The organism is Arthrobacter sp. AFG20, assembly GCF_002892795.1.
Lineage (GTDB): Bacteria > Actinomycetota > Actinomycetes > Actinomycetales > Micrococcaceae > Arthrobacter.
The window spans coordinates 400,722-427,247 of the sequence record NZ_PJMC01000001.1 but is presented as its reverse complement, the minus strand read 5'-3'; the positions used below and the strand labels follow the sequence as shown (position 1 = coordinate 427,247).

The 26,526-nt window shown below is 67.1% G+C and carries 23 protein-coding genes; 10 read left to right on the top strand and 13 right to left on the bottom strand.

Annotated features, from left to right (window positions below; translation table 11 throughout):
* The first annotated feature begins 67 nt into the window (after positions 1-67).
* The 4 genes from CXZ05_RS01920 to CXZ05_RS01905 all read left to right on the top strand — a co-directional run bounded on the left by CXZ05_RS01920 (position 68) and on the right by CXZ05_RS01905 (position 7,667).
* The gene (locus CXZ05_RS01920; protein WP_102970909.1) at positions 68-1,174 is read left to right on the top strand and encodes an acyl-CoA desaturase; all 1,107 of its coding nucleotides are present in this window, start codon (positions 68-70) and stop codon (positions 1,172-1,174) included.
* A gap of 92 nt (positions 1,175-1,266) precedes the next feature.
* Positions 1,267-2,232: a quinone oxidoreductase gene (locus CXZ05_RS01915; RefSeq protein WP_102970908.1), complete on the top strand. Its 966-nt coding sequence runs from the start codon at positions 1,267-1,269 to the stop codon at positions 2,230-2,232.
* A gap of 96 nt (positions 2,233-2,328) precedes the next feature.
* Positions 2,329-6,294 carry a Pls/PosA family non-ribosomal peptide synthetase gene (locus tag CXZ05_RS01910; protein WP_374754614.1) on the top strand — a complete coding sequence of 1,322 codons (3,966 nt, stop codon included), beginning with the start codon at positions 2,329-2,331 and terminating at the stop codon, positions 6,292-6,294.
* A gap of 23 nt (positions 6,295-6,317) precedes the next feature.
* On the top strand, positions 6,318-7,667 hold the full coding sequence (locus CXZ05_RS01905) for a M1 family metallopeptidase (protein ID WP_102970907.1): 1,350 nt from the start codon (positions 6,318-6,320) through the stop codon (positions 7,665-7,667).
* A 72-nt stretch (positions 7,668-7,739) separates the two neighbouring features.
* Here the strand turns inward: CXZ05_RS01905 and pheT are convergent, their stop codons facing one another.
* Positions 7,740-10,283, bottom strand: a complete 2,544-nt coding sequence (gene pheT, locus CXZ05_RS01900) for a phenylalanine--tRNA ligase subunit beta (RefSeq protein ID WP_102970906.1) — start codon at positions 10,281-10,283, stop codon at positions 7,740-7,742.
* Positions 10,284-10,285: 2 nt separating this feature from the next.
* Positions 10,286-11,347, bottom strand: a complete 1,062-nt coding sequence (gene pheS, locus CXZ05_RS01895) for a phenylalanine--tRNA ligase subunit alpha (RefSeq protein ID WP_102970905.1) — start codon at positions 11,345-11,347, stop codon at positions 10,286-10,288.
* A gap of 399 nt (positions 11,348-11,746) precedes the next feature.
* On the opposite strand from pheS, the gene CXZ05_RS01890 reads away from it, so the two are divergent.
* The 3 genes from CXZ05_RS01890 (at position 11,747) to CXZ05_RS01880 (ending at position 14,122) form a co-directional block, all read left to right on the top strand.
* Entirely contained in the window at positions 11,747-12,145 is a 399-nt protein-coding gene (locus tag CXZ05_RS01890) for a DUF4157 domain-containing protein (RefSeq protein WP_258006399.1), read from the top strand.
* Entirely contained in the window at positions 12,138-12,905 is a 768-nt protein-coding gene (locus tag CXZ05_RS01885) for an SIMPL domain-containing protein (protein WP_308410974.1), read from the top strand. The genes CXZ05_RS01890 and CXZ05_RS01885 overlap by 8 nt, the downstream gene beginning before the upstream one ends.
* 92 nt (positions 12,906-12,997) lie before the next feature.
* Positions 12,998-14,122 carry an Rv2578c family radical SAM protein gene (locus CXZ05_RS01880; protein ID WP_102970904.1) on the top strand — a complete coding sequence of 375 codons (1,125 nt, stop codon included), beginning with the start codon at positions 12,998-13,000 and terminating at the stop codon, positions 14,120-14,122.
* 134 nt (positions 14,123-14,256) lie between these two features.
* Here the strand turns inward: CXZ05_RS01880 and CXZ05_RS01875 are convergent, their stop codons facing one another.
* The 4 genes from CXZ05_RS01875 to CXZ05_RS01860 all read right to left on the bottom strand — a co-directional run bounded on the left by CXZ05_RS01875 (position 14,257) and on the right by CXZ05_RS01860 (position 17,407).
* Complete coding sequence (locus tag CXZ05_RS01875) at positions 14,257-15,060, bottom strand: MetQ/NlpA family ABC transporter substrate-binding protein (RefSeq protein WP_102970903.1); 804 nt, start codon at positions 15,058-15,060, stop codon at positions 14,257-14,259.
* A 60-nt stretch (positions 15,061-15,120) separates the two neighbouring features.
* Positions 15,121-15,822, bottom strand: coding sequence for a methionine ABC transporter permease (locus tag CXZ05_RS01870; protein ID WP_102970902.1), 702 nt, complete (start codon positions 15,820-15,822; stop codon positions 15,121-15,123).
* The gene (locus CXZ05_RS01865; RefSeq protein ID WP_102970901.1) at positions 15,819-16,799 is read right to left on the bottom strand and encodes a methionine ABC transporter ATP-binding protein; all 981 of its coding nucleotides are present in this window, start codon (positions 16,797-16,799) and stop codon (positions 15,819-15,821) included. The genes CXZ05_RS01870 and CXZ05_RS01865 overlap by 4 nt, the downstream gene beginning before the upstream one ends.
* Before the next feature lie 149 nt (positions 16,800-16,948).
* Positions 16,949-17,407: a (deoxy)nucleoside triphosphate pyrophosphohydrolase gene (locus CXZ05_RS01860; protein ID WP_102970900.1), complete on the bottom strand. Its 459-nt coding sequence runs from the start codon at positions 17,405-17,407 to the stop codon at positions 16,949-16,951.
* Between the two features lie 144 nt (positions 17,408-17,551).
* Between CXZ05_RS01860 and CXZ05_RS01855 the strand changes: the two genes are divergently transcribed.
* The gene (locus CXZ05_RS01855) at positions 17,552-18,757 is read left to right on the top strand and encodes an MFS transporter (RefSeq protein WP_102970899.1); all 1,206 of its coding nucleotides are present in this window, start codon (positions 17,552-17,554) and stop codon (positions 18,755-18,757) included.
* A 62-nt stretch (positions 18,758-18,819) separates the two neighbouring features.
* Here the strand turns inward: CXZ05_RS01855 and CXZ05_RS01850 are convergent, their stop codons facing one another.
* The gene (locus CXZ05_RS01850) at positions 18,820-19,773 is read right to left on the bottom strand and encodes a cation diffusion facilitator family transporter (RefSeq protein ID WP_102970898.1); all 954 of its coding nucleotides are present in this window, start codon (positions 19,771-19,773) and stop codon (positions 18,820-18,822) included.
* 231 nt (positions 19,774-20,004) lie between these two features.
* Here CXZ05_RS01850 and CXZ05_RS01845 point away from each other — a divergent pair, with 231 nt between their 5' ends.
* Positions 20,005-20,280: a GlsB/YeaQ/YmgE family stress response membrane protein gene (locus CXZ05_RS01845; protein WP_003798714.1), complete on the top strand. Its 276-nt coding sequence runs from the start codon at positions 20,005-20,007 to the stop codon at positions 20,278-20,280.
* A 199-nt stretch (positions 20,281-20,479) separates the two neighbouring features.
* On the opposite strand, the gene CXZ05_RS01840 is transcribed toward CXZ05_RS01845, so the two are convergent.
* From CXZ05_RS01840 to infC, 4 genes are all read right to left on the bottom strand, one after another.
* Positions 20,480-21,376, bottom strand: a complete 897-nt coding sequence (locus CXZ05_RS01840) for an RNA methyltransferase (RefSeq protein ID WP_102970897.1) — start codon at positions 21,374-21,376, stop codon at positions 20,480-20,482.
* A 53-nt stretch (positions 21,377-21,429) separates the two neighbouring features.
* On the bottom strand, positions 21,430-21,885 hold the full coding sequence (gene rplT, locus CXZ05_RS01835) for a 50S ribosomal protein L20 (RefSeq protein ID WP_003798718.1): 456 nt from the start codon (positions 21,883-21,885) through the stop codon (positions 21,430-21,432).
* 117 nt (positions 21,886-22,002) lie between these two features.
* Entirely contained in the window at positions 22,003-22,197 is a 195-nt protein-coding gene (gene rpmI / locus CXZ05_RS01830) for a 50S ribosomal protein L35 (RefSeq protein WP_009358635.1), read from the bottom strand.
* A 118-nt stretch (positions 22,198-22,315) separates the two neighbouring features.
* Positions 22,316-23,356 (bottom strand): translation initiation factor IF-3, encoded by a 1,041-nt coding sequence (infC, locus tag CXZ05_RS01825; protein WP_258006398.1) that lies wholly within the window; start codon positions 23,354-23,356, stop codon positions 22,316-22,318.
* A 384-nt stretch (positions 23,357-23,740) separates the two neighbouring features.
* Between infC and CXZ05_RS01820 the strand changes: the two genes are divergently transcribed.
* Positions 23,741-24,127, top strand: coding sequence for a DUF1844 domain-containing protein (locus CXZ05_RS01820; protein WP_003798723.1), 387 nt, complete (start codon positions 23,741-23,743; stop codon positions 24,125-24,127).
* A 123-nt stretch (positions 24,128-24,250) separates the two neighbouring features.
* Here the strand turns inward: CXZ05_RS01820 and CXZ05_RS01815 are convergent, their stop codons facing one another.
* Positions 24,251-25,549 carry an MFS transporter gene (locus tag CXZ05_RS01815; RefSeq protein WP_102970957.1) on the bottom strand — a complete coding sequence of 433 codons (1,299 nt, stop codon included), beginning with the start codon at positions 25,547-25,549 and terminating at the stop codon, positions 24,251-24,253.
* 59 nt (positions 25,550-25,608) lie between these two features.
* Positions 25,609-26,520, bottom strand: a complete 912-nt coding sequence (locus CXZ05_RS01810; protein WP_258006397.1) for an SseB family protein — start codon at positions 26,518-26,520, stop codon at positions 25,609-25,611.
* Positions 26,521-26,526: the final 6 nt, after the last annotated feature.

Sequence of the window (26,526 nt, the reverse complement as noted above, 5' to 3'; positions counted from 1 at the left end):
ATCCACTCCGCGCATGCCGAACGTCGGCAGCAGCGTTGCCCGTAAACAGTTACGAGGCACGCCGTTCATGACGTCCACCATCACTTCCGAGCGCCCGCAGCCCCGGATCAGCCGGGCCAGCAGGGTCCGCCAGGCCAATCCGGTCACACAGAGCTACACCGACCTACTTAAGACGGTGCGGGCCGCCGGGCTCCTGGAACGGCGCCAGGGCTTCTACATCACCGTGTTCTCCAGCCTGGTCGTCCTGATGGCAGCCACCTGGTTCGGTTTCGCGCTGATCGGCCAGAGCTGGTTCCAGCTCCTCATCGCCGCAGCACTCGGCATCATCTGCACGCAGCTGAGCTTTCTGGCCCACGAGGCGGGCCACCGCCAGATATTCGCCTCCAGGCGCGCCAACGACTGGTCAGCACGGCTCCTGGCAACGTCCGTGGCCGGCGTCAGCTACTCGTGGTGGGAGCAGAAACACGGGGCGCACCACAACCACCCCAACGTCATCTCCAAGGATCCGGACATCGCCCCAGGCCCCATCGCCTTCCACCCGGAAGCCGCGGCCGCACGGCAGGGCCGGCTGGCCCTGCTCACGCGAAAGCAGGGCTGGCTCTTCTTCCCCCTGCTCTTCCTTGTGGGGCTCGGCCTGCAGATAGATTCTGTCCGCTTCATCCTCCGGCGCACCAAGGTCACGCACCGCTGGGTGGAACTGCCGATCCTGCTGACCCGCCTCAGCATCCTTCCGGTGCTGGCGTTTTCCTTCCTGCCGCTGGGCATGGCTGCCGCCTTCATCGGCGTGCAGCTCGCTGTTTTCGGGTTCTACATGGGTGCGTCCTTCGCGCCCAACCACAAGGGCATGCCGGTGCTTCCGGCAGACAGCCGCGTCGACTTCCTCAGCCGTCAGGTCCTCACATCACGCAACATTTCCGGCGGCCGGTTCATGGATATCCTGCTCGGCGGCCTGAACCGCCAGGTGGAGCACCACCTCTTCCCCGACATGGCACGCCCCCAACTGCACAAGGCAACGGCGATTGTTCGCCAGCACTGCGAAAAACAAGGGATTCCCTTCACGGAGACCACGCTGGCGGCGTCATTCGGAATCATCGTCAGATACCTCAATGAGGTGGGGCTCGCTGCGGGACGCCACTTCGAATGCCCCATGGCAACGGTCTCCCGGCGCTACTGACCCGCCGCCCCGACTTCGCCTGCACGGCCCCGGTCCCTAGGATGAGGTGAGGAAGGGTGCCGGAGGTCCCGGCCCGGAAAAGGAGAAATTCCATGACGCACGCCATCGTCGCCCGGCAGGCAGGCGGTCCCGAGGTTCTGGACATCACGGAGATCGACCGCCCCGTCCCCGGTCCCGGCCAGCTGCTGGTGAAGGTCGCGGCAACGGGCGTCAACTTCATCGAGACCTACCAGCGCAACGGCACCTACAAGGTGGCCTATCCCTTCACCCCGGGATCTGAAGCGGCCGGCGTCGTCGAGGAAGTCGGCGAGGGTGTCGAGGACGTTTCGGTAGGCAGCCGAGTGGCCACGGCGGAGGGAACTGCGTGCTACGCCGGGTACATCGTGCTGGACGCCGCGAAGGCCCTGCCCGTGCCGGACGGCGTGGACGACCACACCGCCGCTGCACTCCCCCTCCAGGGCATGACGGCCCATTACCTGATCAACTCCTCGTTCCGGGTTGAGCCCGGGCACAACGTCCTGCTCCATGCCGGCGCCGGAGGGGTGGGCCTGCTGCTGATCCAGCTCCTGAAGGCCCGCGGCGCCCGTGTCATCACCACCGTTTCAACGGATGAGAAGGAGTCCCTGGCCCGCGGTGCCGGCGCAGACGAGGTGCTGCGCTACGACGGCTTCGCCGACGCCGTCCGGGACCTGACCCACGGTGCCGGCGTGAACGTAGTGTACGACGGCGTTGGGAAGGACACGTTCGACGGCTCGCTGGCCAGCCTGCGCACCCGCGGTTCGCTGGTGCTCTTCGGCGCAGCCTCCGGACCCGTCCCGCCGGTGGACCCGCAGCGGCTCAATGCCGGCGGTTCCCTGACCCTGACGCGGCCGTCCCTCGCCCACTTCCTCGGCAACCCGCAGGAACGCCTCTGGCGCTCCACGGAAATCTTCGGCGCCGCAGCGGACGGCAGCCTCAACGTCCGTATCGGCGCCACCTACCCGCTGGCTGAGGCACGCCGGGCCCACGAGGACCTCGAGGGCCGGCGTACCACCGGCAAGGTGCTGCTGGTTCCGTAGTAAACCAGCCTCGGATGAACACGAAGGAAACGATGTCACCTTCCGTTCATCTCGCCGGGAAAGAATCCAGCCGTGACTGACCCGCTCCTGCACACCTTGGACACCACCGATCCCTCCGCCGCCGGCAGGCCGGCGGCCGCTGTGCTGCACGCCGCGCAACTCCCGGGTGCTGCTGAGGCTCCGCCGGAGCGGACGCTGGTGGACATCCTGGCCGAGACGGCCGCCCGGTATCCGGACGCTTCCGCGCTCGACGACGGCCGCCGCTCCCTGAGCTATGCCCAACTCCTCGCCGAGGCCAAGGCTGAGGGCCGGCGGCTGCACCAGGCCGGCCTCGGAGCGGGCGACAAAATCGGGGTACGGATCCCGTCCGGCACCAACGAGCTCTACATCGCGATCCTGGCCGTCCTGCTGATCGGCGCGGCCTACGTCCCCGTGGACGCGGATGACCCGGACGAACGGGCGAAGCTGGTGTTCGGTGAGGCCTTGGTGGCCGGTATCCTGCGGGCAAACGGCGAGATCGTCACGGCCCGCAAGCGTCCGCGCCCCTTCCCGGCTCCGCGCCCGGCCGCGCCTGACGACGACGCCTGGGTCATCTTCACGTCCGGTTCCACCGGGACGCCCAAGGGTGTGGCGGTGCAGCACCGCTCTGCGGCCGCGTTCGTGGACGCAGAAGCGCGTATTTTCCTGCAGGACGATCCGGTGGGTCCGCAGGACCGTGTGCTCGCAGGTCTTTCGGTGGCGTTCGATGCCTCCTGTGAAGAGATGTGGCTGGCCTGGCGCCATGGCGCCTGCCTTGTGCCTGCCCCGCGGGCCCTGGTTCGCACCGGCATGGACCTGGGGCCGTGGCTGATCAATCACGGGATCACGGTGGTCTCCACCGTTCCCACGCTTGCGGCGCTGTGGCCTGCAGAGGCCCTGGAGAACGTCCGGCTGCTGATTTTCGGCGGCGAGGCCTGCCCGCCGGAGCTGGCCGAGCGCCTGGCCGTGGACGGCCGTGAGGTATGGAACACCTACGGACCCACAGAGGCAACAGTTGTGGCGTGCGCGGCTCCGCTGGGCGGTACCGGCCCGGTCAGGATCGGGCTCCCCCTGGACGGCTGGGATTTGGCGGTGGTGGACTCCGACGGCGTCCCGGTGGCCGAGGGCGAGGCGGGCGAGCTCATCATCGGCGGCGTGGGGCTGGCCCGCTACCTCGATCCGCAGAAGGATGCGGAGAAATATGCCCCCATGCCCTCGCTGGGATGGGGACGCGCGTACCGCTCCGGCGACCTGGTCCGCTTCGAGCGCGCCGGCCTGATCTTCTTGGGACGCGCCGACGATCAGGTCAAGCTTGGCGGCCGCCGGATCGAACTCGGTGAGATCGAAGCAGCCCTGCAGTCCCTCCCGGGCGTTGCGGGTGCCGCCGCCGCTGTACGCACGACGGCGGCCGGCAACCAGGTCCTCGTGGGTTACCTCGCTCCCGCCGGCGGGACGGAGCCAGCGCCTGACCTGGCCGCGTTCAGAGAACTGCTGTCCGCCACACTGCCCGCTCCGCTCATCCCGATGCTGACGGTCGTCGAGAGCCTGCCCACCAAGACCAGCGGAAAAGTCGACCGGCATGCGCTCCCGTGGCCCCTGCCGGGCGCCGGCGCCGCGGACGCGGACGCCGCGCCGCTGAACCTGCCGGAGGATGGGCAGTGGATCGTTGACCGGTGGCAGGCGGTCCTGGGCAGCAGCGTTGCGGGCCTCGATGCGGACTTCTTCACACATGGCGGCGGTTCGTTGGCCGCCGCCCAGCTCGTCTCCGCCCTGCGGGTCCGCTACCCCACCATCACCGTGGCGGACATTTACGCCACCCCGCGCATCGGCGCGCTGATCGAGACGGCCCGCCAGTCACTGCCCGACGGCGTCTCCGCCGGCCCTGCCCCGGAACGGCCGGTCCGCCCCACGGCCCTGAAGTCACAGGTCTTCCAGACCCTCATGGGCATACCGCTGCACATCCTGGCTGGCATGCGCTGGCTGACCTATCTGATGGCCGCAAACAACGTCCTGTTCACGTTTGCCGGGTTCACGGCCGCACCCACCGTGTCATGGTGGTGGGTGGCAGCGTCCTGGCTGGTCTTCGTCAGCCCACTGGGAAGGATGGCCATTTCTGTTGCCGCCGCACGCCTCCTGCTTCGAAACCTGCAGCCCGGAAACTACCCGCGGGCAGGCAAAGTGCACCTGCGCCTCTGGCTGGCCGAACAGATCCAGGACCTGGCAGGCGCCATCAGCCTCGCCAGTGCGCCCTGGGTGCCGTACTACGCAAGGGCCCTCGGCGCCAGGATCGGGAGCGACGTCCATCTGCATTCCCTACCCCCGGTGACCGGCCTGCTCACCCTGGGCCGCGGCTGCAACATCGAGCCTGAGGTGGACCTGTCCGGGTGGTGGATTGATGGCGACATCGTCCGCATCGGCCACATCCATGTCGGCGCAGAAGCCACCGTGGGAGCCCGCAGCACCCTGATGCCCGGGGCCAGCATCGGTGCCGGCGGCCAGGTGGAACCGGGCTCCGCCGTGCTGGGCAAGGTCAAGTCCGGTCAGGTGGTGGCGGGTTCCCCGGCAGAACGGCGGGGCAAGGCAAAGCAGGGCTGGCCCGCCGCTCAGCCGGTCAGTTCCCTCCTGCGGCATCTCTGGTTCGCGGCCTTCGCCGCCGCGTCCGCCGTGCTGGCCCTGATTCCGTACGCTTCAGCCGTAGCTGCAGCCCTGGTAGTCTTCCTGTTCATCAGGGGCAACGACTCACTGCTCAGTGCCGTGCCGCAGGTGCTGGCCTCGCTTCCGCTCGCCGCTTTGACCTGGTGCCTCACCAATATGCTGCTGATCCTTGCCACCACCAGACTGCTGGGCGTCGGCCTGAAGGAGGGCTACTACCGGGTCCGCAGCCGCGTCGGCTGGCAGGTGTGGGCCACCGAGCGGGTGCTGGACATGGCGCGGGACCTGCTGTTCCCCCTTTACGCCAGCCTGTTCACGCCGGTCTGGCTGAGGTTGCTGGGGGCGAAGGTCGGAAAGAATGTTGAGGCCTCCACCGTCCTGCTGCTGCCGCGCATGACCACCGTGGGCGAGGGCGCCTTCCTCGCCGACGACACCATGGTGGCCTCCTATGAGCTCGGCGGAGGATGGATGCGGATCGCGCCCGCAAAAATCGGAAAACGTTCCTTCCTTGGCAACTCCGGCATGACCGCCGCCGGACGCAGCGTGCCAAAGAACTCCCTGGTCGCAGTCCTCTCGGCGACCCCGGGCAAGGCCAAGTCAGGCACGTCCTGGCTGGGCAGCCCACCGGTCAGGTTGCGGCGCACCGCGGTGGCGTCCGACAGCACGCGCACCTTCCAGCCGCCGGCCAGGCTCAAGGTGGCCAGGACCCTCTGGGAACTGTGCCGGTTCGTGCCGGTAGCCCTGACGGTGGGCCTGGCCCTTGGCGTGCTGCTCGTCTTCGACTGGCTCGCCACCGCCGTGGGCTACGGGGCGGCAGCGGGACTTGGAGGCGTGGTCCTCCTGCTCGCGGGCGGGGTGGCGGCAGGCTGCTCCGCGGCGGCCAAGTGGCTCCTCGTGGGCAGGATCAGGACCGGTGAACACCCGTTGTGGAGCTCCTTCATCTGGCGCAACGAGGTGGTGGACACCTTCATCGAGATGGTGAGTGCCCCGTGGTTTGCCCGGTCGGCCAGCGGCACCCCTGCCCTCGTCTGGTGGCTGCGTGCCCTCGGCGCCAGGATCGGCCGCGGCACGTGGTGTGAAAGCTATTGGCTTCCCGAGGCGGACCTCGTGACCCTCGGCGCCGGCTCCACAGTCAACCGCGGCTGCGTGGTCCAGACCCACCTCTTCCACGACCGCATCATGAGCATCGACACTGTTAGTCTCGAAGACGGGGCGACGATGGGCCCGCACGGCGTGATTCTGCCGCAGGCGAGGATTGGCAAGGGTGGGACCGTTGGTCCCGCGTCCCTGGTAATGCGGGGCGAGACCGTTCCCGCCGGGACGTACTGGATGGGCAATCCGGTCAGCCCCTGGGCCGCCGGGCCCACCGTTCCCGCACCGCGCCTCAAATAACAGCTAAGGAAGTCACACGCAGAATGAGCTCCGGAGAATCGCCAGGCCCGGCCGCCGTCCTCTCTGCGGGCGCCGCCGCCACCGGCGACCCGTACGTCCCGGGCCACGGAACGGACGCCTACCGCGTCCTGCACTATGAACTGGAGCTGGATTACAAGCTGGCCAGCAACCGGCTGACCGGCCGTGCGGTCCTGGCTGCCGTGGCAGCGCGTCCCACAGCCGCCGTCGTGCTTGACATGACCGGTCTCCGGGCCCTCAAGGTGCAGCTGAACGGCTCCCGGGTACGGAAGTTCACCCAGCGGGCGGAACAGCTGGTGGTGCACTGCGAGCAGCCCCTCGAGGCGGGCTCAGAATTCAGCCTCGACATCCGGTACGACGGAAACCCGCGGCCCCGAAGGGGGCTCTGGGGCGAGGTGGGCTGGGAGGAGCTCACCGACGGCGTCCTCGTGGCCGGCCAGCCCAACGGCGCGCCGTCCTGGTTCCCGTGCAACGACCACCCGCGGAACAAGGCCAGCTACCGGATCGCCGTCACCACCGACGCCGGCTACCGCGCCGTGTGCAACGGCCTCCTGGTGGGGCATACCGTGAAGTCAAGCCGGGAGACCTGGGTGTATGAGCAGAACAAGCCCATGGCAACGTATCTGGCAACGGTCCAGATCGGCCGGTACGGCCTGGAGCGCCTGCCGGCATCCGGCGGCGTGCCCCAGTTCGCGGCAGCGCCGGCCCAGTTGGCACCCCGGGCACGGACCGCGCTGGCCCGGCAGGAAGCCATGATGAGCGCGTTCGTCAGCCGCTTCGGCCCTTATCCCTTCCCCGAATACACAGTGGTGGTCACCGCCGATGAGCTGGAAATCCCGCTCGAGGCGCAGTCGCTGTCCATCCTCGGCGCCAACCACCTGGATACCGGATGGGAATCACAGCGCCTGATCGCCCATGAACTGGCCCACCAGTGGTTCGGCAACTCGCTGACGCTCGGCACGTGGAACGACATCTGGCTGCACGAGGGGTTCGCCTGCTACGCGGAATGGATCTGGTCCGAGGACGCCGGCGTGATGCCCGCCCACGAGCGGGCGCGTGCGGCATGGCAGCGGCTCAGCGCCGGCGCTCAGGACATACTGGTGGGTGATCCCGGACCCGAGCTCATGTTCGACGACAGAGTCTACAAGCGCGGAGCCCTGGCTCTGCACGCCCTGCGGCGCCGCTGCGGCGACCTTGCATTCTTCGCGCTGCTGCAGGAGTGGACCCGAACATACGCGCACAGTTCCGTGTCAACGCCCGAGTTCATCCTCACGGCCGACCGTGTCACGGGGCTGGACACGGAATCGCTTCTGCACCCCTGGCTCTACGAAGAAGCCCTGCCGCCGCTGCCTTAGACCGGACGGCATAAAGCCATTCAGGCATAAAGAAAGACCACGCCAGATGGCGTGGTCTTTCTTTATGCACAGCTAGCGCTGGACGGCACCAAACCGCTCGGCTGCGGTGGCGACGGCGTGCTCCCGCGCCTCCGACGCCTCGTCGGCCGTCAGCGTCCGGTCGGTTGCGCGGAACCGCAGGCCGAAGGCGAGGGACTTCTTGCCGTCCTCGATCCCCTTCCCCGCGTACACGTCGAACAGGGCGACGTCCTCGAGCAGCTCCCCGGCGCCTTCACGCAGCGCTGCCAGCACGTCGTCGGCCGGGACGTCCTGCGGCACCACGAGTGCTACGTCCTGCGTGGCCACCGGGAACGTCGAGATGTGGCGCGCCACGACGACGTCGGCCGCCGCCTCAAACAGGGCATCCGCGTTCAGTTCCAGCGCGACGGACCGCGCCGGCATGTCGTGCGCAGCCAGGAGCTTGGGGTGCAGCTCGCCGGCGTAGCCCACCACCTCGCCGGAGCGCAGGGAAAGCTGCGCGGCGCGGCCCGGGTGGAAGGCCTGGTGCCGGCCCTGGGTGACCACAAGCTCCACACCCAGGACGTCACCGGCCAGGCGGGCGATGTCCAGGGCGTCGGCCCAGTCCCACAGGCGCGGGGCGTGGCCGGCGGCAGCCGGCGAATCGTGGCCGGTCAGGACGGCTGCGACGTGCAGCGGCTGGTCCGGAACGCCGTCGTACAGCGCGTCCAGCACCTCATCGGTGGGCTTGACGCCCAGCGGAGGGATGGACGGCGTGCCGAGCGTGTCACCGGGCAGGAACACCATGCCGGCTTCGAAGACGGCGAGGTCGCGGAAGCCGCGGGAGTGATTGCGCTTGGCAACCTCCAGCAGGCCCGGCAGCACCGATGTGCGCAGGTAGCCCTGCTCCTCGCTGATCGGGTTGGCAAGCTTGACCGCAGTCCGGGGTGCACCCTCCTCGGCCACGCCAAACGCCTCGTTGGCGGCCTTCGACACGAAGGGGTAGGCGAGGACCTCGGTGAGACCGGCGTCCGCCAGGGCCTGGACCAGGCGGCGGCGCTGCTGCTGCACGCGGGTCAGGCCCCGGCCGGGGGGCGCCACCGGCAGGGTCGCGGGGATCTGGTCGTAGCCGACCAGGCGGGCTACCTCCTCGGAGAGGTCCTCCTTGGTTTCCAGGTCGTTCCGCCAGCTTGGCGCTGTGACGGTCCAGCCGGCGTCGGTCTTTTCGAGAACGGCACCCAGGTCCTCAAGGGACGTGACGATCTGCTCTTCGGTGAAGTCGATGCCAATCCGGGCGGCGGGGAATTCCCCCGGGAGCGCGATGGTCACCGGATCCGGTGCGGTTCCGACGTCGGTGCCCGACTCATCGGCGGTCCCGCCGGCCAGTTCCACGAGAAAGTCGACGGCGCGCTGGGCCGCGATGTTGGCGATCTGCCAGTCGACGCCGCGTTCAAAGCGCTTGGAGGCTTCGGACGGGAGCTTGTGGCGCCGGCGCGAGCGGGCAATGGAAACTTCCTCGAAGTGGGCCGCCTCGATCAGGACAGCCGTGGTGGCGTCGGTGACCTCGGTGGACGCTCCGCCCATGACGCCGGCGACGCCGATGGGACCGGAGGCGTCGGTGATCAGCAGGTCCTCGGCGTCCAGCGCTCGTTCCTTGCCATCGAGCGTGGTCAGCTTCTCCCCCGTCACCGCACGCCGCACCACGATGTCACCGGACAGCTTGTCCTGGTCGTAGAAGTGCAGCGGCTGGCCGAGCTCGAGCATCACGTAGTTCGAGATGTCCACCGGCAGCGAGATGGACCGGATGCCGGCCAACCTCAGCCTGGAAGACATCCACGGCGGCGTGGGCCTGGTGGCGTCCACACCGCGGACGGTGCGCGCCACGAAGCGGTCGCAGCCCGGCTTGCCGTAGATGGGCGCGTCGTCGTTGATCTTGACGCCGTAGCCGCCGGAAAGGACAGCCGGCGCAGTGACCTTCGACGCGGGATCGGTGAATACCGTGCCGGTGGCGTGGGCGTATTCGCGCGCCACGCCCCGGATGGAGAAGGCGTAGCCGCGGTCCGGGGTCACGTTGATTTCGGCGGCCTGGTCGTAGAGACCCAGGAGCTCCATGGCGTCGGTCCCGATCTCGGGGTCCAGGCCGATCCGTGAAAGCACCAGGATGCCGTCGTGGTCCTCGCCGATGCCCAGTTCGCGGACGGAGGCGATCATGCCCGCGGACATGTGGCCGTAAGTCTTCCGTGCCGAGATCTGGAAGTCGCCGGGAAGGACGGCGCCCGGCAGGGTGACCACCACCTTGTCGCCCTCGACGAAGTTGTGGGCTCCGCAGACGATGCCCTGCACGCCGGACGGATCAATGCCCTTGCCGGTGAGGGTCTGCTCCTGCCCCTCGGGGACGACGCGGACCTGGCACCAGTTGATGGTCTTGCCGTTGGACTGCGGTTCCTTGACCAGGCTCAGGACCTGGCCCACCACGACGGGTCCGCGCAGGGCGTCCGTGGGGCGGTGGACCGCTTCCTCTTCAAAGCCGACTTTGACGAGGTCCGTCATGACGTCTTCGGCCGTGGCTCCGGCCGGTATCTGCGCGAATTCACGCAGCCAGGAAAGTGGGATACGCACTGTTAGATCTCCATCCCGAAGTGCTCGCTGAAACGTACGTCGCCCTCGATCATGTCGCGCATGTCGCCGACCTCGTTGCGGAACATGAGCGTCCGCTCGATGCCCATGCCGAAGGCAAAGCCTGAATAGATGTCCGGATCGATGCCGGCGGCCCGCAGGACGTTGGGGTTGACCATGCCGCAGCCGCCCCATTCGATCCAGCGGGGCCCGCCTTTGGCGCCTGGGTGGAAGATGTCCAGCTCGGCGGACGGCTCGGTGAACGGGAAGTAGTTGGGGCGCAGCCGGATCTGTGCTTCGTCGCCGAACATCTGGCGGGCGAAGTGCTCCAGGGTTCCGCGGAGGTCAGCCATGCTGAGTTTCTTGTCGATGGCCAAGCCCTCGAACTGGTGGAACACGGGGGTGTGGGTGGCATCGAGCTCATCGGTGCGGAACACCTTGCCGGGGCACAGCACGTAGATGGGCAGCTCACGTTCCAGCATGGACCGGACCTGCACCGGCGAGGTGTGCGTGCGCATCAGCAGGTGCGCTTCCGGCGGCTCCACGAAGAACGTGTCCTGCATTTCGCGGGCCGGGTGGTCCGGCTTGAAGTTCAGTGCGTCGAAGTTGAACCACTCGGATTCCACCTCGGGGCCTTCGGCGATTTCCCAGCCCATGCCCACGAAGATGTCCGCGACCCGGTCCTGCAATGTGGACAGCGGATGGCGGGCTCCGGCCCGGCGGCGGCGCGGCGCTGCCGTGACGTCCACGGTCTCCTCAACGAGGATGCGGGCGTCGTTCTCCGCTTCGAGCTCGGCGGTGCGGTCCGCGAGCGCCTTATTAACACGTCCGCGCGACGAACCCATCAGCTTGCCGGCGGCGGCCTTCAGATCCTTGGGCAGGCTTCCGATTCCACGGTTGGCCAGGCTGAGCGGCGACTTCTCGCCGGTGTGGGCCAGGCGGACTGCCTTGAGTTCATCGAGCGTGGACGCGCCGGCAATGGCGGCGACGGCCTGGTCCACGGCGGCGTTGATGGCGGTTTCATCCAGAGGGTTCGGGACGGCGGCGCCCGGCAAAGTTTCAGTCATCTACTGTTCTTAGCTACGAGTCGGGTGATGCCAGCGGCTTGTGCAGCCGCGCCGGTTTCCCCGGCAGCGCGTCCGTCGCTGGCACGTCATTGCAGAAAGTCGCCCAAGGACGTCATACAGAGACGCCATCCCAGGACTAGGGCAGGCTCACCGGCGGATGGCCGGCGGGCACTGTTCCCAGTCTAATTGACGGCGCCGGGCTAATTGACAGTGGGCCCGGCTGCCGCGTGCCCGGGGCTGTCATCGGCCTGTCATGTGCCCGGAATGTGCCTCTCACGCACCGCCGGAGCCGTTGCCTGTCCTGCCCGGCCGCCCCGCGGCTAGCATGGCCTCATGACGCAAGGCCCCCAAACGAGAGGCCCCCTGACGCAAAGACAGCGCCTCAGGCAGCTCGCAAACGTGCTGAACGCTTCCACGCCCTTGGGTCTGGTGCTTGCCGGGCTGGCCGGTACAAGGACGTTTCGGGGTCCCCGCGGCCTGATTGTCGCCACCGGTTACTGCTGGCGGCTGCCGGTGGCTGGTGCTTTCACTGTGGGCAACGTGGTCATCTTCCGCTCGGGCGCCGACGCCGCTTTGACAAGCCGCGCGCTCCTCGGCCACGAGGAGCGGCACAGCACCCAGTACGCGTGGTGCCTGGGGCTGCCCTTCCTGCTGTTCTACTTCGCGGCCGCGGCCTGGTCGGCCGCCCGGTACGGCGATCCGGCGTCGGGAAATCCCTTCGAGCGGCACGCGGGCCTGGAGGCCGGCGGCTACGTGGACCGGAGGCACAGGCGTGACCGGAGGCACAGGCATGAGTGAACCCGCGGGCCGTACGGAAGCCGGGACTGTCACGGTCACCGGAACCGGTACCGCGGAGGCCGCGCCGGACCTGCTGACGCTCTCCATTGGCGTGGAAAGCCGGCGCGACAGCGCAGGTGATGCCTATGCCGCCGCCGGCGAGGCCTCCGCTGCCGTGACGGCTGCGCTGCGCAGCCGGGGCGTGGAGAACCGGGACATCAGGACGTCGGGGCTCAACGTCCGAGCCGACGTCGTCTGGCAGGAGGGCCGGGGTCAACAGGTCACCGCGTACGTGGCATCCAGCATGCTCAGCGTCCGGTTGCGGGATCTTGCCTCCGGCTCAGGGGTCATCGCTGCTGCCGTGGAGGCCGGCGGCAACGACGTCCGCCTGGATGGCATGCAGCTCGGCTTTGCCGATGCCGCAGCCGTAATGGCGCTGGCCCGCGAGGCCGCCTGGGCTGATGCACGGGCGGCGGCCGCACAGCTCGCCGGGCTGGCCGGAGCTGAGCTGGGTGAGGTGGTCTCCGTGCGGCAGCACCCCGTGCCGTCGGCGCCCGTTCCGGTGGGCGGGATGCAGCGGGCCTTCGCCGCCGACGCCATGGCGGTAGAAGCCGGTGAATCCGGAGTCAGCACCAGCGTCACGGTTGAGTGGGAGCTGCGCTTCAGGACAGGGACACCGCCGGTGCCCCAGTGCAGACTGCCGGCGGCGAGCGCGACGTCGGCTAGCTGGGTTACGTCGGACAGCTGGCTTACGTCGGATGGCCGGGACGTGAGCTCGTGAGCAGAATTATGGACCCAGCGCAGTCGCCGGTCCGTGGGAAACGCCGACGGCGGGCCTTGACTTAAGTTCGAACATACCTTCGAATGGAGGGCATGAGATGGGACGCACAGGCACTCAAACCCGCACAGGAAGAGATGCCCGGGACTGCACCGCTGCTGCCCCTGGCCGGCCTGGTGCGGTCTGTGTCCACGCCCGAGTTCGCCGGCGTCACCTTTCACGAGGTCACCGCCAAATCGGTGCTCAACAAGGTGCCCGCCGGCTCCCGGATGCCGTTCGAGTGGACCGTGAACCCGTACCGCGGCTGCAGCCACGCCTGCGTTTACTGCTTCGCCCGCAAGAGCCACACCTATCTGGACTTCGACGCCGGCCTTGATTTCGACAGCCAGGTGGTAGTGAAGATCAACGCGGCCGAGGTGCTGCAAAAGGAGCTGGCCAAGCCCTCCTGGAACCGGCAGCATGTGGCCTTGGGCACCAACACCGACCCCTACCAGCGGGCGGAGGGCCGGTACCAGCTGATGCCCGGCATCATCGGCGCGCTTGCCGATTCCGGGACTCCGCTGTCCATCCTGACCAAGGGGACGTTGCTAGCGCGTGACATTCCGCTCCTGAAGCATGCCGCGGCACAGGTGCCGGTGGGCATCGGGATCTCGCTCGCCATGACGGACGAGCAGCTCTCCGAGGCCATCGAACCCGGCACTCCCGGACCGCGGGCCCGGCTCAAGCTCGTTTCCAGGCTCCGCGACGCCGGGCTGCCCTGCGGGGTGATGGCCATGCCCATCCTGCCGTGGCTCTCGGACAGCGACGAGGCACTGGACTCCCTGTTCGCCGCGCTGGCGGCTGCGGGTGCAACCGGCGTCTCGGCCGGAGCACTGTATTTGAAGCCCGGCACCAGGGAATGGTTCATGCAGTGGATCGCGGCCCGGCATCCGGAACTCGTGGGCCGCTACCGCAGGCTGTACGGCACGGGCTCATATGCCTCCAAGGAATACCGCACCTGGCTGGCGGGCAGGGTCCGCTTCTTCAAAGCACGGCATGGCTTCTCCGGCTCGCACGGGTTCAGCCACCGGGACGTCGACGACCACCATGCTGACGATCCCCGCGGTGAGGAAGCTGCCTACCCCGAGGGAAGCATTCCGCAACAACGGACACGGGCGCATGGACCAGGCCGGCCTGACCACCGCAGCGACCCCCGGACGTCCCAGCCCACACTGTTCTGAGCCTGCAGCAACACTGCCGCCACCAAAAGCGCCCCAAGCAAATAAGCGGAGGGCAGGACGGTCACCGTCCTGCCCTCCGCGGGGTTCCCTGCGGCACAATCCGCAGTAAGCCAGTCAGCCTTAGCCGGTCAGCCTTAGGTAGCCGGAATCACCAGGCCCTTGAACTCCGCCTGGATGAAGTCCCTCATCTCCGGCGACGTCAGGATCTTATAGAGCTTCTGCACCCGGGCGTCGTCCTTCTTGTCGGCGTTCACGGCCAGCACGTTGTAGTAGGCGCTGTCCTTGCCCTCGACCAGGATCTGCTTGTCAGTGCTCAGGCCGGCCGGCAGGGCGAACGCCAGGGTGACAATGGCGGCATCCTTGTCGTTCAGCGCCTGCGGGAGGCTGGCGTTCTCAATTTCCGTGAACTTCAGATTCTTCGGGTTGGCCGTCACGTCCTTGAGCGTGATGGGGTTTTCCGTCACCTCGATGAGCCCCTTGGACGCGAGCAGCTTCAGGGCGCGGGCCTCGTTGGTGGGGTCATTGGGAATGGCCACCGACGCGCCCTCAGGCAGGGCGTCCAGGCTCTTCACCTCATTGGAGTACAGGGCCATCGGCGGCAGGTACACCTTTCCGACGCTGACCAGGTTCTTGCCCGAGGCCTTGTTGTACGTCTCCATGAACGTGGTGTTCTGGAAGAGGTTGGCGTCAACGTCGCCGTCGCTCACGGCCGGATTCGGCGTGTTGTAGTCGCTGAACTCCTTGTATTCGACCGTCAGGCCTTCCTTGGGCGCGAGCTCCCGCTGGACGTGCTTGAGCATGTCGCCGGCGGGCACCGCAAGGGCACCCACCTTGATGGTCTCCGAAGCGCTGGAGGAGCTTGGGCTGCCACAGGCAGAGAGGGCCAGAACGGCGGCGGCTCCGGCAGCAGCGGCCTTGAGGATGGTGGATCGGATCATGCTGGACTCTTTCAGGATGGAGCGGATGGGGATGAAAATCGCGTGGGAGGAATATCGCTGTCAGCGGTGGGACAGCCTGCGGGCGGCAAAGTTGCCCAGCGACTGGAAGAGCTGGACCAGGAGGATCAGCAGGATGACGACGGCGAACATGTACTCGGGGCTGTAGCGCTGGTAGCCGTAGCGGAAGGCCACATCGCCGAGCCCGCCGCCGCCAACCGCGCCCACCATGGCGGAGTATCCGATGAGGCCCACAACCGTGGTGGACAGCCCCAGCGCCAAGGCGGGAACAGCTTCTGCCACCAAGACCTTGGTGAGAATCGTCCACCGGGTGGCGCCGAGCGACTGGGCTGCTTCGATAAGGCCCTTGGGCACTTCGCGGATACCGATTTCCACGAGCCTGGCGAAAAACGGAATGCCGGCAATCGCCAGCGGTACGATCGCCGCCGTCGGACCGATGAAGGAGCCGACCAGCAGGCGGGTGAAGGGAATGAGCAGGATCATCAGAATGATGAACGGGATGGACCGGCCGATGTTCACCACGACGTCCAGCACCCTGTTCACGACGACCCCCAGGGCGCGGCTGCCGAACGGCCTGGCCAGCAGCCCGTGGGCCTCGGTGGTAACCAGCAGCACGCCGGCCGCCAGCCCGAAGAGAACCGTGAGGAGCAGGCTCACGCCCACTGTGTAAAAAGTCTCCCCGGCGCCCTTGAGGATGGTGTCCAGCAGGTCCGCCCAAAAGTACGGATCGTTGCGGTCGATCACTTGATTACCTCCACGTAAAGTCCTTGGGACCGCAGGTCGGCGACGGCGCCGGACACGGCCCTTTCGTCACCCGGCAGTTCCAGCCGGGTCCGGCCTGTCTGACGGCCGTGGATCGTCTCCACGGCGGCGCCCAGGATCCCCACGTCGATGCCGTGCTGGCGTGCCAGCTGGGCTATGACCGGCCGGTCGGTGGCCACTCCGGTGAAGGTGATCTCCACGACCGCGTTGGAGGTAGGGGGGATATCGCCCAGGGGGAAGAGTGCCTGGCCAAGCAGGGACTTCTCGGTGGTCAGCAATTTCTCCACGGAACCCTGCTCCAGGATCCGCCCCTGGCTCATGACAGCGGCCGAATCACAGATGCGCTTGACCACGTCCATCTCGTGCGTGATGAGGAGCACGGTCAGGCCCAGGTCTTTGCTCAGCTGCCGGATCAGGTCGAGGATCTGGCGTGTGGTGTCCGGGTCCAGCGCCGAGGTGGCCTCATCACTGAGCAGCACGGACGGGCTGGATGCCAGCGCGCGGGCGATGCCGACGCGCTGCTTCTGGCCGCCTGACAGCTGGGCGGGATACGCGTCCGCTTTGCCGTGCAGATCCACGAGCTCAAGGATCTCCAGCGCCCTGGACCGCCGCTGCGCCCGGCCTGCACCGGTGATTTCCAGCGAAAGCTCGACATTCGCCCGCACAGTGCGGCCGCTAAGGAGGTTGAAGTGCTGGAAGATCATGCCGATGTCGTGCCGGGCCTGCCGCAGGTCCCGGCCAGCCAGCTTTGTCATGTCCCGGCCTCCGACGTGAACGGTTCCGGAATCCGGCTGCTCCAGGGAGTTGATGGTGCGGATCAGGGTGCTCTTGCCCGCGCCGCTCTGCCCCACGACGCCGAAAATTTCGCCCTTTTTCACTGTCATTGTCACGTCGTCGAGGGCGCGGACCTGTGCGGTCCCGGAGCCGTAGCTCTTGACGACACGGCTCACGGATATCATGCGGTTCCTTCAGGGCTGGGCGTGGAGACCTCCCGGAGCTGTCCAAGGAGTGAGACACCGCGGGGGTGTCCAGCATGTAATTCTGCCCAGCAGTCCTGAACGGCAACAAATCCGAATAATCAGCTCGATGAAGGCGCCGAAGGGTGGCGTTAATTTCCGGGGAGGGAGTCCGCGCGGCTCGCTGCGGTGACGCTGGCAAGCAGCGCCTGGACAATCGGGAGGTCGGCCGGAATCCAGGGCAGACTGAGAGCTTCATCACCTTCGCGGATGCTGACCCAGCGGAGTTCATCATGATCTTCCAGTGGCCGCGGGTCGCCGTCGGCCACTTCGGCGAACCACACGCGCATCGCGGCCCTGTCATTCAGGGGCCAGCCGGCTGGCCCGGGCGCCGCCAGCTCCGCCCCAAGGACGACGCCGATGCCGAGTTCCTCACGGAGCTCCCGGTGCAGTGCGCTCTCGGGGGCCTCGCCCGGTTCCACCTTGCCGCCCGGGAATTCCCACATGCCGGCAAACTGCGGCGGTGCTGTGCGGCGTGCCACGAGAAGCCGGGCGGGAGCGGACAACGAGTCCAGCACGGCCCCGCCGACGACGTTAATCATTTCAGTCACCGGTCCAGTCTATGAGGGCACGGGTTTTTCATGAGGCGGGCCCTCCCCGGGCTGGAATATCCATCTCGCCACGAAGCTTGTTAAAATCAGACATAACGGTGGCAACAAGGCCTACTCCGCAACTCCCCTTCGAAAAGCAGGCACATGACTTCCACTGTCCAGGCTCCCCGCACACCCAAAGCCGCCACGAACATCGGACCCGCCATCCTTGCCCTGGCCATGGGCGGCTTCGGTATCGGTGTCACCGAGTTCGCCATGATGGGACTGCTCAAGGAGGTCGAAGTCGGACTCCGGATCAGCACTCCCGAGGCCGGCCACCTCATCTCGGCCTACGCCTTGGGCGTCGTCGTCGGAGCTCCCGTGCTTGCCGCCGTCGGAGCGAAACTGCCGCGCAAGCTCCTTGCGCTGGGCCTCATGCTGTTCTTCAGTGTTGCCAACCTGTCCGCGTTCATCGCTCCCGACTACGCGAGCATGCTGGTCTCCCGGTTCGCCGCCGGTCTGCCGCACGGTGCATTTTTTGGCGTGGCCGCGGTCATCGCCGCTTCCCTGGTGGCGCCGACCAAGCGGGGCTGGGCCATCTCCATGGTCATGGCGGGACTCACGGTTGCCAACGTGGTCGGTGTCCCCTTCGCCACCTGGCTCGGCCAGACGTTTGGCTGGCGCCTGCTCTTTGTCCTGGTGGGAGTGCTGGGACTGGTGACCCTGGCGCTCATCTGGAAATTCGTTCCGTTCCAAAAGGCGCACGCGGACGCCAGCATCCGCAGGGAGCTGGGCGCGCTCAGGCGGGCGCAGGTCTGGCTGGCTATCCTCATCGGCATCGTCGGATTTGGCGGGTTCTTCGCCACGTACACCTACATCTCCCACACCATGACCTCCGTGGCCGGTATCCCCGCCGCCCTGCTCCCGTTCGTGGTGGCCCTGTACGGCCTGGGAATGGTGGCCGGCAACATCGTCGGTGGCCGGATCGCGGACAAGTCCGTGATGGGGACCATCTACCGCGTCCTGCCGGGTATCGCCGTCGCACTCGTGGTGTACGCCGTGGCCGTGCACTGGCCGTGGTCGGCCTTCGTCATGGTGTTCGTGGTGGGCGGCGCCGGGTCCATGCTCGTCCCGGCCCTGCAGACCCGCCTGCTGGATGCGTCTCCTGATGCGCCGTCGCTCGCGTCCTCGCTCAACCACGCCGCTCTGAACGTCGCCAACGCTCTGGGCGCCTTCCTGGGCGGCCTGGTGATCGCCTGGGGCTGGGGCTACGTTGCGCCCGCCCTGGTGGGTGCTGTTCTGGCCATTCTCGGCCTGGTCGTGGCCCTGTTCAGCGGCCTGTTGGAACGCAAAAAGCCGCTGGCTCCGTAACAGCAGTCACGGAGCCAGCGGCTCAGAATTGCACGGGGGCCGGCGGCCCCAGGGGTAAGCAGCTAGGCGCCTGAGTCGCCCGCAAGGGCGGGCCCGCTGGCCACCTGCGCGCGGCGGATGTCGGGCTCCAGGTAGATGACCCGCGCGATGGGAACCGCCGAGCGGATCCGGGCTTCGGCGTCGTCGATGGCCTTGGCAATATCCAGCCCCGAATCGCCCGCCTCCACGCTGATCTTGGCGGCCACGAGCAGCTCCTCCGGGCCCAGGTGCAGGGTCTTGAGGTGGATGATGGCGGTGCCGTCCGCTTCGATGGCGTGCCGGATGCGTCCGACGTCGTCCTTGGTTGCCGACTCCCCCAGCAGCAACGACTTGGTTTCCATCGCCAGAATCACAGCAATGGCCACCAGCAGCAGGCCGATCATTCCGGTACCGATCCCGTCCCAGATGCCGTCGCCGGTCAGCAGGGTCAGCCCCACGCCGAACAGGGCGAAGACCAGGCCCAGCAGGGCACCGAAGTCCTCGAGCAGGATCACCGGAAGCTCGGGCTGCTTGGCGGTCCGCACGAAGCTGATCCAGCCCTGGCTGCCGCGCACGTGGTTGGCTTCGACGATGGCCGTTCGGAACGAGAATCCCTCGGCGATGATGGCACCCACCAGCACGGCTAGGGGCACCCACCAGAAGTCACCTTCGATCCCGTGCGGATGCTGGATTTTTTCCCACGCTTCATACAAGGCGAACAGGCCGCCGACGCTGAAGAGCACGATGGAAACGATGAACGCATAAATGTACCGCTCGCGCCCGTAGCCGAACGGGTGTTCCGGGCTGGCTGCCCGTTGGGCGCGCTTTCCGCCCACCAGCAGCAGGACCTGGTTGCCCGAGTCGGCGACAGAGTGGATGGCCTCAGCCAACATGGAAGACGACAACGTCAGGATGAACGCGACGAACTTCAAAACGGCGATTGTCAGGTTTGCAGCCAAGGCCGCGACAATCGCCTTGGTACCGCCATTTGCAGCCAAGGGAGGCTCACCTCTTCACGTGGATATTTCAACGGATGGGACAGGGCGGTATGGAACCGCCGTCTAGTAAATACCGTACCCGTCCGGCCCCGGACAGACACCGGACACGGCTTCACACGCCACGAAAAGTGCCAAAAGTAAGCCTGCTGACAAGTAATCACGTGCTGTGTTAGCTTGAAGCCATATCGGGACTGATAAGAATCGATCCCGACGAATATGAAGGAGCAGACAATGGGATTTCTTGCTTGGATTATTCTCGGCCTGATCGTAGGCGCAATCGTTAAAGCCGTCATGCCCGGCAGGGTCGGCGGCGGCTGGGTCACCAGCCTGGTTCTGGGCGTCGTTGGCGCCATCGTTGGCGGCTGGATCGGCAGCCTTCTCTTCGGCAAGGGTGACCTGGCGTTCTTCGACCTTGGCACCTGGATCCTCGCCATCATCGGCGGCCTCGTAGTCGCAGGTATCTACGGCGCCATCACCGGCCGCAGCCACAGCACCCGGGCACCATAACAGGCCCAAGTCACGGGCCCTGGGCCGCAACTGGCCCGGGCCCACAACAGACAAAATAGACAGGAGCGGGGGTCCACCGGACGGTGGGCCCCCGCTCCTTCGTGTACGGCTGCCGACGCTGCCTCCCAGTGGAGTTTTTGTCCAGATATCGCGACTAAAAACGTCTTTTGCGGCCGATATCTGGACAAAAACTCCAGCGCTAGGCGGGCTGCTGGGACCTCGCACTCGCGTAGAGGCAGACGGTGGCGGCCGTTCCAAGGTTGAGGCTCTCAGCGGCGCCATAGACTGGCACCGCCACCCGGTGGTCGGCCAGCGCAAGCTCGTCCTCGGAGAGCCCTTGGGCTTCGTTGCCGAAAAGCCAGGCCGTGGGGTTTTCCAGGGCGTAGTCAGAGCCGGCGGCCGAAGCGCCAAGCCGGCGTGCGGCGTTCTCGTCCTGCAGGCGGTCGAGGTTCAGCTGCCCGTAGCCGTCCGCTGCTAGGACGCCAATCCCCCGCTCCTTGCACAGCGCAGCCAGTTCGTTGACGTCGGCACCGAGGACCACCGGAAGGTGGAAGAGGGAGCCGGCGGTTGAGCGGACCGCCTTCGGATTGTAGATATCCACGCTGGAACCGGTGAGGACCACGGCGTCGGCGCCGGCGGCGTCTGCGGCCCGAAGCACCGTCCCGGCATTCCCGGGATCGCGGACCTGGCAGAGCACGGCAATCAACCGCGGTCCGGCGTCGAGCACGTCCGCCAGGGCGACATCCACGAAATCGCACACCGCAACGATCCCCTGCGGCGTGACGGTGTCCGCCATGGCGGCAAGGACGTCGTCCGTAGCGAGCCGGGCGCTGGTTTCCACGGCCAGTTCTTCAAATTCGGGGTAACGGTCCAGGCAGGCCTCGCTGGCATACACCTCGCGGACTATGCCCGGCTGGCCCGCAGCGATCCGCTTGCCGTGAAGCACCAGGGCCTCACGTACAGCCTGGGGGCCCTCGGCCAGGAACTGCCGGCGCTTTAAACGGGCCGGGCGCCCTGCAAGCTTTGCCACGTCCCTGACCCGATCTGCTCGGGGATTGGAGAGTGGAAAGTCTTGCGGGCGCCCGGTTTCGTTCATATAAGAAACCTTAGTGGCTGTTGCCACCGGTCCTTGAACTGGGAGTTGCCTGCTTACTCAGCAGCTGCAGCAGCCGGCTTCTTCGCAGCGCGTGCGCGGGTAGCCTTGGCCTTCGGTGCAGCCTCAGCCTTGGCGGCCGGAGCGGAAGTGTCTGCAGGCAGGGAGTCCTTGGCAACCTGGACCAGCGCAGCGAAAGCGTTGGCGTCGGAAACGGCGAGCTCGGCCAGCATGCGGCGGTCAACCTCGACCTCAGCGGCCTTCAGGCCCTGGATCAGGCGGTTGTAAGTCAGGCCGTTTGCGCGGGATGCAGCGTTGATGCGCTGGATCCACAGGCGGCGGAAGTCGCCCTTCTTCTTCTTGCGGTCGCCGTAGCTGTACACAAACGAGTGCAGCAGCTGCTCTTTGGCCTTGCGGTACAGGCGTGAGCGCTGTCCACGGTAACCTTTGGCGCGTTCGAGGATAACCCGGCGCTTCTTGTGGGCGTTTACCGCCCGCTTCACACGTGCCACGTGCGTACTCCTTCAAAAATCTGATCCCAAGCGACTACTGCCGGTAACCGGCTGGCCTGAGAAGGCTTATTGGTAGTTGACTGCTGCCAGGCGGCAGTCAGTCAGAATGCTTGGAAATTAGATGCCCAGCATCTTCCGGATGACCTTGGCGTCGCCCTTGAAGACGATCTTGTCGCCGGCGAGGCGGCGGGTCAGCCTGGAGGACTTGTGCTCCAGGTAGTGGCGGCGGTTGGCCTGCTGGCGGCGCAGCTTGCCGCTGCCGGTCAGCTTGAAGCGCTTCTTAGCACCGCTGTGGGTCTTCATCTTCGGCATGGGAACCGATCTCCTTACGTATCCGCGGACAATGTCCGCAGTTCTATCGCGCAGCCGCCCCTGCGGGCGGCATGCTGGTTGCTGGCTGCCTGAAGGCGATGCCTTCCGCAGTTTCGAACTAGGTGGTCTTCTTGCCCGCCGGCTTCGGCGTGGGCCGGGGCGCTGCGGGTCGCGCAACAGGCTTCGGCGCTGCCGGCCTGGCCACCGGCTTGGGCGGGGCCGGGGCAGCCGCAGGCTTCGGCGCTGCCGGAGCAGGCGATTCAGCTACGGGAGCCTTCGGCTCTGCAGGCGCTGCCGCCTTCGGTGCTGCGGCCCGGGGAGCAGCGGGGGCTGCCTTGGGTGCTGCGGCCTTGGGTACCTCGCGCTTCGGCTCGGCCTCCTTGGCAACCTTGGGCGCTTCGGCAACCTTGGGTGCTTCCGCGGGAGCCTCGGCAGCCGGAGCTGCTTCGACCGGAACCGAGGGCGTTTCGACGGCGGCTTCCGGAGCGGCTGCCTCAGCTGCTGCCGGGGCGTCCTGCGCAGCGGCCTCCGTGGAAACCTGGAAGCCTTCCGGCAGAAGGTCGGCAAGCGACTGCGTCAGGGGTGCCTGATCGTCACCGGAGGTGTCCACGCGGCCTGCGGCCTTGGCTTCATTCTGGGCCTTGGCTTCTGCACGCTGCGTTGCACGGCGCGCTTCGGCCTTGGCTTCCGCCTTGTTCTTCAGCGGACCGATGACCATGACCATGTTGCGGCCGTCGATGCGGGGGCTGGACTCGACCACACCGACCTCACCGACATCTTCCGCGAAACGCTGAAGCAGGCGCAGGCCCATTTCGGGACGCTGCTGTTCACGGCCACGGAACTGGATCATGGCCTTGACCTTGTCCCCGGCTCCGAGGAAGCGGAGGGCGTGGCCGCGCTTGGTCTCGTAGTCATGGGTGTCGATCTTCAGGCGGAACCGGATTTCCTTCAAAACCGTGTTGGTCTGGTTCTTCCGGGCCTCACGGGCCTTGACCGCGGCTTCGTACTTGTACTTGCCGAAGTCCATCAGCTTGCACACCGGAGGCTTAGCCTGCGGTGCAACTTCAACGAGATCCAGGTCGGACTCGGCAGCCAGACGCAGGGCATCCTCAATACGGACGATTCCTACCTGTTCGCCGGCAGGGCCGACCAGCCGCACCTCAGGGACGCGGATACGCTCATTGATTCTTGGCTCGCTAATGTTAAAGCTCCTGTGTTCGTGATGGGTGTTCCACCGGCAAAATAGAGAAGGCCCCCAATTGCCGGAGCAATCGAAGGCCTCAAAGGATCGGATGTGCACATCCCGCGAGGGACCGCACGCACTTCCCCGGGCTCCTAACCCGGTGAACCGCCCGACCGTTACCCGGCAACCTTGCTTCCCTAAAACTTCCGGGAAAACGGCTGACGCGGGTGGGAGAGAACTCCGCTTGCAAACTGAATATCAATTCTACATAAAGATGCCCGCTTACCGCACATTCGCGGCAGTGGGTCTCATCCACGGCAAAATAACGACATCCAGTCGGTCTGTGACAAGCTTACCAGTATGAGCACTCCAGACAGCAATTCACACGTCTACCAGGCGCCTGGCGCCGGGGACGACGTGACACAGCAAATCCGCGACATCTCCGAAGTTCCTGCGATCGAGGTCATCACCACGGCGGCCGTGCACCTGATGAGCGCCTCGGCCGTGAAGCTCGGCCTGGCCGCAGAGGAGAACGCCGCTGAGCTGAAGGACCTGGATGAGGCCCGCAAGCTCATCACCGCCCTTGCCGGCCTGGTGACGGCGGCCGCCCCGGAAATCGGTTCGCAGCATGCCGGTCCGTTGCGCGATGGCCTGCGGTCACTGCAACTCGCCTTCCGCGAAGAGTCCATCATTCCGGATCCGCCGGGCAAGGGTCCCGGTGAGAAGTTCACCGGGGCAGTGAACTAAAGATTGAATTACGACGGCGGCGGGCCGGCTCTTCGGGGCCGGCCCGCCGCCGTTTTTGTCTTTTGGGGCACTTCGTCCGGAAGCGCTCCGCAGGGAACCTCTTCCGAATGAAACCCGAGACCGTCAGGATGAGGCGGCGCGGCGGCGCCGCTGCTGCAGGACAAGCCCCACGGCGCAGAGCAGCACCCCTGCCGTCCCGACCGACACGAAGCCTCCCGCCGCGCCAATGCTGTCGATGAAAAGTCCTGCCAGCGGAGCCCCCAGTGCCACGCCGGCGGTCAGCGCGGACCCGTACCAGCCCATGGCCTCGCCCCGCCTGGCCTCGTCAACCAGTTCGGCAACCTTCTCGGATGCTGCCGAGAGCACCGGTGCACAGAGGAGCCCCGGCAGCAGCGACAGCAGGCTGAGGGTCAGTGTGTCGGTGGCAAACCCCATGGGAATGGTCAGGGCAGCCATGCCCAGCAGCAGGAGGATCGGTGAAACGGGGCGGTGCATGGCCCCGTAGACGAGGCCGCCGACCACCGACGCGGCGCACCAGAAGAGGAACACCACGCCAATCTCGCCCTGGCGGCCGCCTGTCTCCAGCGCAGCCACGATTCCCACATCAGTGCCGCTGAGCACCATGCCGGCGCCGGCGGCAACGGCAAACACCGCGGCCACCGCAGGGATGAACCAGCCGAAGCTGTGGGCCACCCTGCGCCTCAGGACTGCCCGCCGCCTGCTGCCCGCAGCCGCCGGACCGAGTTCCGCGGCAGCCTCCTGCAGGTGTGCTGGGGCGGCAGCCACAACGGCCACCTCTGCGGCAACCTGTTCGTCCGCCTCACAGGATTCGCTGCGAACAGTACTGCGGGTGGGCGGGTTGAACGACATGAGGAAGAGTCCGGCCAGCGATGTCGAGACACCGACGGCGGTCAGCCCCAGCACGGAATGCCCGCTCGTGGCCACCACGGCACCCGCGGCCGGGCCGATCATAAACACCATCTCGGTGCTGACTGCGTCCAGCGCGAAGGCGGTCCTGCGCTGGTCGCCGTCCGCCAGGACTCCCAGGGACTGCCGAACCACACTGAAGATGGGAAGCGTCAGCAGGCCGCCCACGAACACGAGCGGCAGCAGCCACTGATAGGAGACGTGCGGCACGATGGACCAGATGACGGTTTCCGAAATCACGGATGGTATCAACGCCGTCCGCAGGCCCACCGTATCCACCCGGCGGCCCCGCCAAGGAGCGCCGACCGCGATGCCGATGGTCATCACGGCGGCTGCCGTTCCCGCGGCCGCGTAGCCCTCGCCGAGGGTAAGGACGATGTGCAGGGTCAGCAGGACGCCCGCCGCCGAGTGGGGAATGCGGGCGATCATGCCGACCGCCAGGAGCCGGCGGATGGGCCGGACGGCCAGCAGCTCCCGGTACAGGCTGAAATTCACAGGTGGGTCCTCAGTTCCGCCGCCGGACAGCACCGGAACGGACCCCACCGGGCCGGCGGCTACTGCGCGGCGCGCCTTAGCTTGACTTCGATCGAATCAACGCGCTCACCAAACAATACATTCCGGCTCCACTCGGTCTGGAGGCCGGCAACGAGGGCCTGGACCGCGGCCGCATCGAGTCCGTCCTCCAGGTAGAGCACCACCCGCAGTTCCGGTCCGACGCCGCCGCCACCGACGCGGTCGCCCGAGGCCGTGGTGGTGGCGACTCCCCCGCCGGGAAGGACCTCGAGTCCGCGGACGGCGGGCTTGCCTTCGGCTCCTGCGCGCAGCACCTCAGCCAGCTCGGTGTCCAGGTAGGCCGGCACCCACTGTTGCTGCTGCGCGAGGGCCCAGACGCCGGGGCGCCGGACCACAAAGGTCATTTCGGAACCGGGGTCCACCACCAGCAGCTCTGCCCCCTCGGCGACGGCGGAGAGGGCTGCCCTCGCGGCGTACACGGCCACTGGCCGAGCCTCCGGGTGCCATGCCGCCAGCGCTTCCGCCGAAGTGAACACGGGCATGGCAAGGCGGCCGTCGGGAGCCTTGAGCGTCACCAGCGCCATGTCCGCCTGCTTGTCGGCGTGCACGCCGTGCGCGCCCTCGGCTTCCTCCGCCAGCTGTGCCACGACGGGGACAAAGACGCGGGCACTGGCCAGCGAGGCAACCACCGCGGCCTCGTCGCCGTCGCCGGCAACAAGAGCGGAGACTGCGGTGAGGTAGCCGGCGTCGGCTGTGCCGTCGTCGTCCTCGAAATTGTGGATTTTGGCGTCTTCACCGGCGAGGCTCCGCCCGGCCCAGGGCTGTCCGGCCGAATCGGCGGCGCCTCCCGCGCCGGCAAGGGCGGCCTCGATGTGACCGGGCAGCCGGCGTGCCGGGGGCAGGTCCGCTGCCTGTCCGCCGCCGTCCGCGGAGTTGCGCTGGTGCTCGGTCACGGCGAT

What these genes read in the sequence shown, in the direction of transcription:
- pheS (WP_102970905.1), bottom strand. Translation starts at nt 11,347, where the DNA reads ATGACTGAAACTTTGCCGGGCGCCGCCGTCCCGAACCCTCTGGATGAA.
- CXZ05_RS01920 (WP_102970909.1), top strand. Translation starts at nt 68, where the DNA reads ATGACGTCCACCATCACTTCCGAGCGCCCGCAGCCCCGGATCAGCCGG.
- CXZ05_RS01865 (WP_102970901.1), bottom strand. Translation starts at nt 16,799, where the DNA reads ATGATATCCGTGAGCCGTGTCGTCAAGAGCTACGGCTCCGGGACCGCA.
- CXZ05_RS01905 (WP_102970907.1), top strand. Translation starts at nt 6,318, where the DNA reads ATGAGCTCCGGAGAATCGCCAGGCCCGGCCGCCGTCCTCTCTGCGGGC.
- CXZ05_RS01845 (WP_003798714.1), top strand. Translation starts at nt 20,005, where the DNA reads ATGGGATTTCTTGCTTGGATTATTCTCGGCCTGATCGTAGGCGCAATC.
- CXZ05_RS01915 (WP_102970908.1), top strand. Translation starts at nt 1,267, where the DNA reads ATGACGCACGCCATCGTCGCCCGGCAGGCAGGCGGTCCCGAGGTTCTG.
- CXZ05_RS01880 (WP_102970904.1), top strand. Translation starts at nt 12,998, where the DNA reads ATGAGATGGGACGCACAGGCACTCAAACCCGCACAGGAAGAGATGCCC.
- CXZ05_RS01820 (WP_003798723.1), top strand. Translation starts at nt 23,741, where the DNA reads ATGAGCACTCCAGACAGCAATTCACACGTCTACCAGGCGCCTGGCGCC.
- CXZ05_RS01840 (WP_102970897.1), bottom strand. Translation starts at nt 21,376, where the DNA reads ATGAACGAAACCGGGCGCCCGCAAGACTTTCCACTCTCCAATCCCCGA.
- CXZ05_RS01885 (WP_308410974.1), top strand. Translation starts at nt 12,138, where the DNA reads ATGAGTGAACCCGCGGGCCGTACGGAAGCCGGGACTGTCACGGTCACC.
- CXZ05_RS01875 (WP_102970903.1), bottom strand. Translation starts at nt 15,060, where the DNA reads ATGATCCGATCCACCATCCTCAAGGCCGCTGCTGCCGGAGCCGCCGCC.
- CXZ05_RS01855 (WP_102970899.1), top strand. Translation starts at nt 17,552, where the DNA reads ATGACTTCCACTGTCCAGGCTCCCCGCACACCCAAAGCCGCCACGAAC.
- rpmI (WP_009358635.1), bottom strand. Translation starts at nt 22,197, where the DNA reads ATGCCGAAGATGAAGACCCACAGCGGTGCTAAGAAGCGCTTCAAGCTG.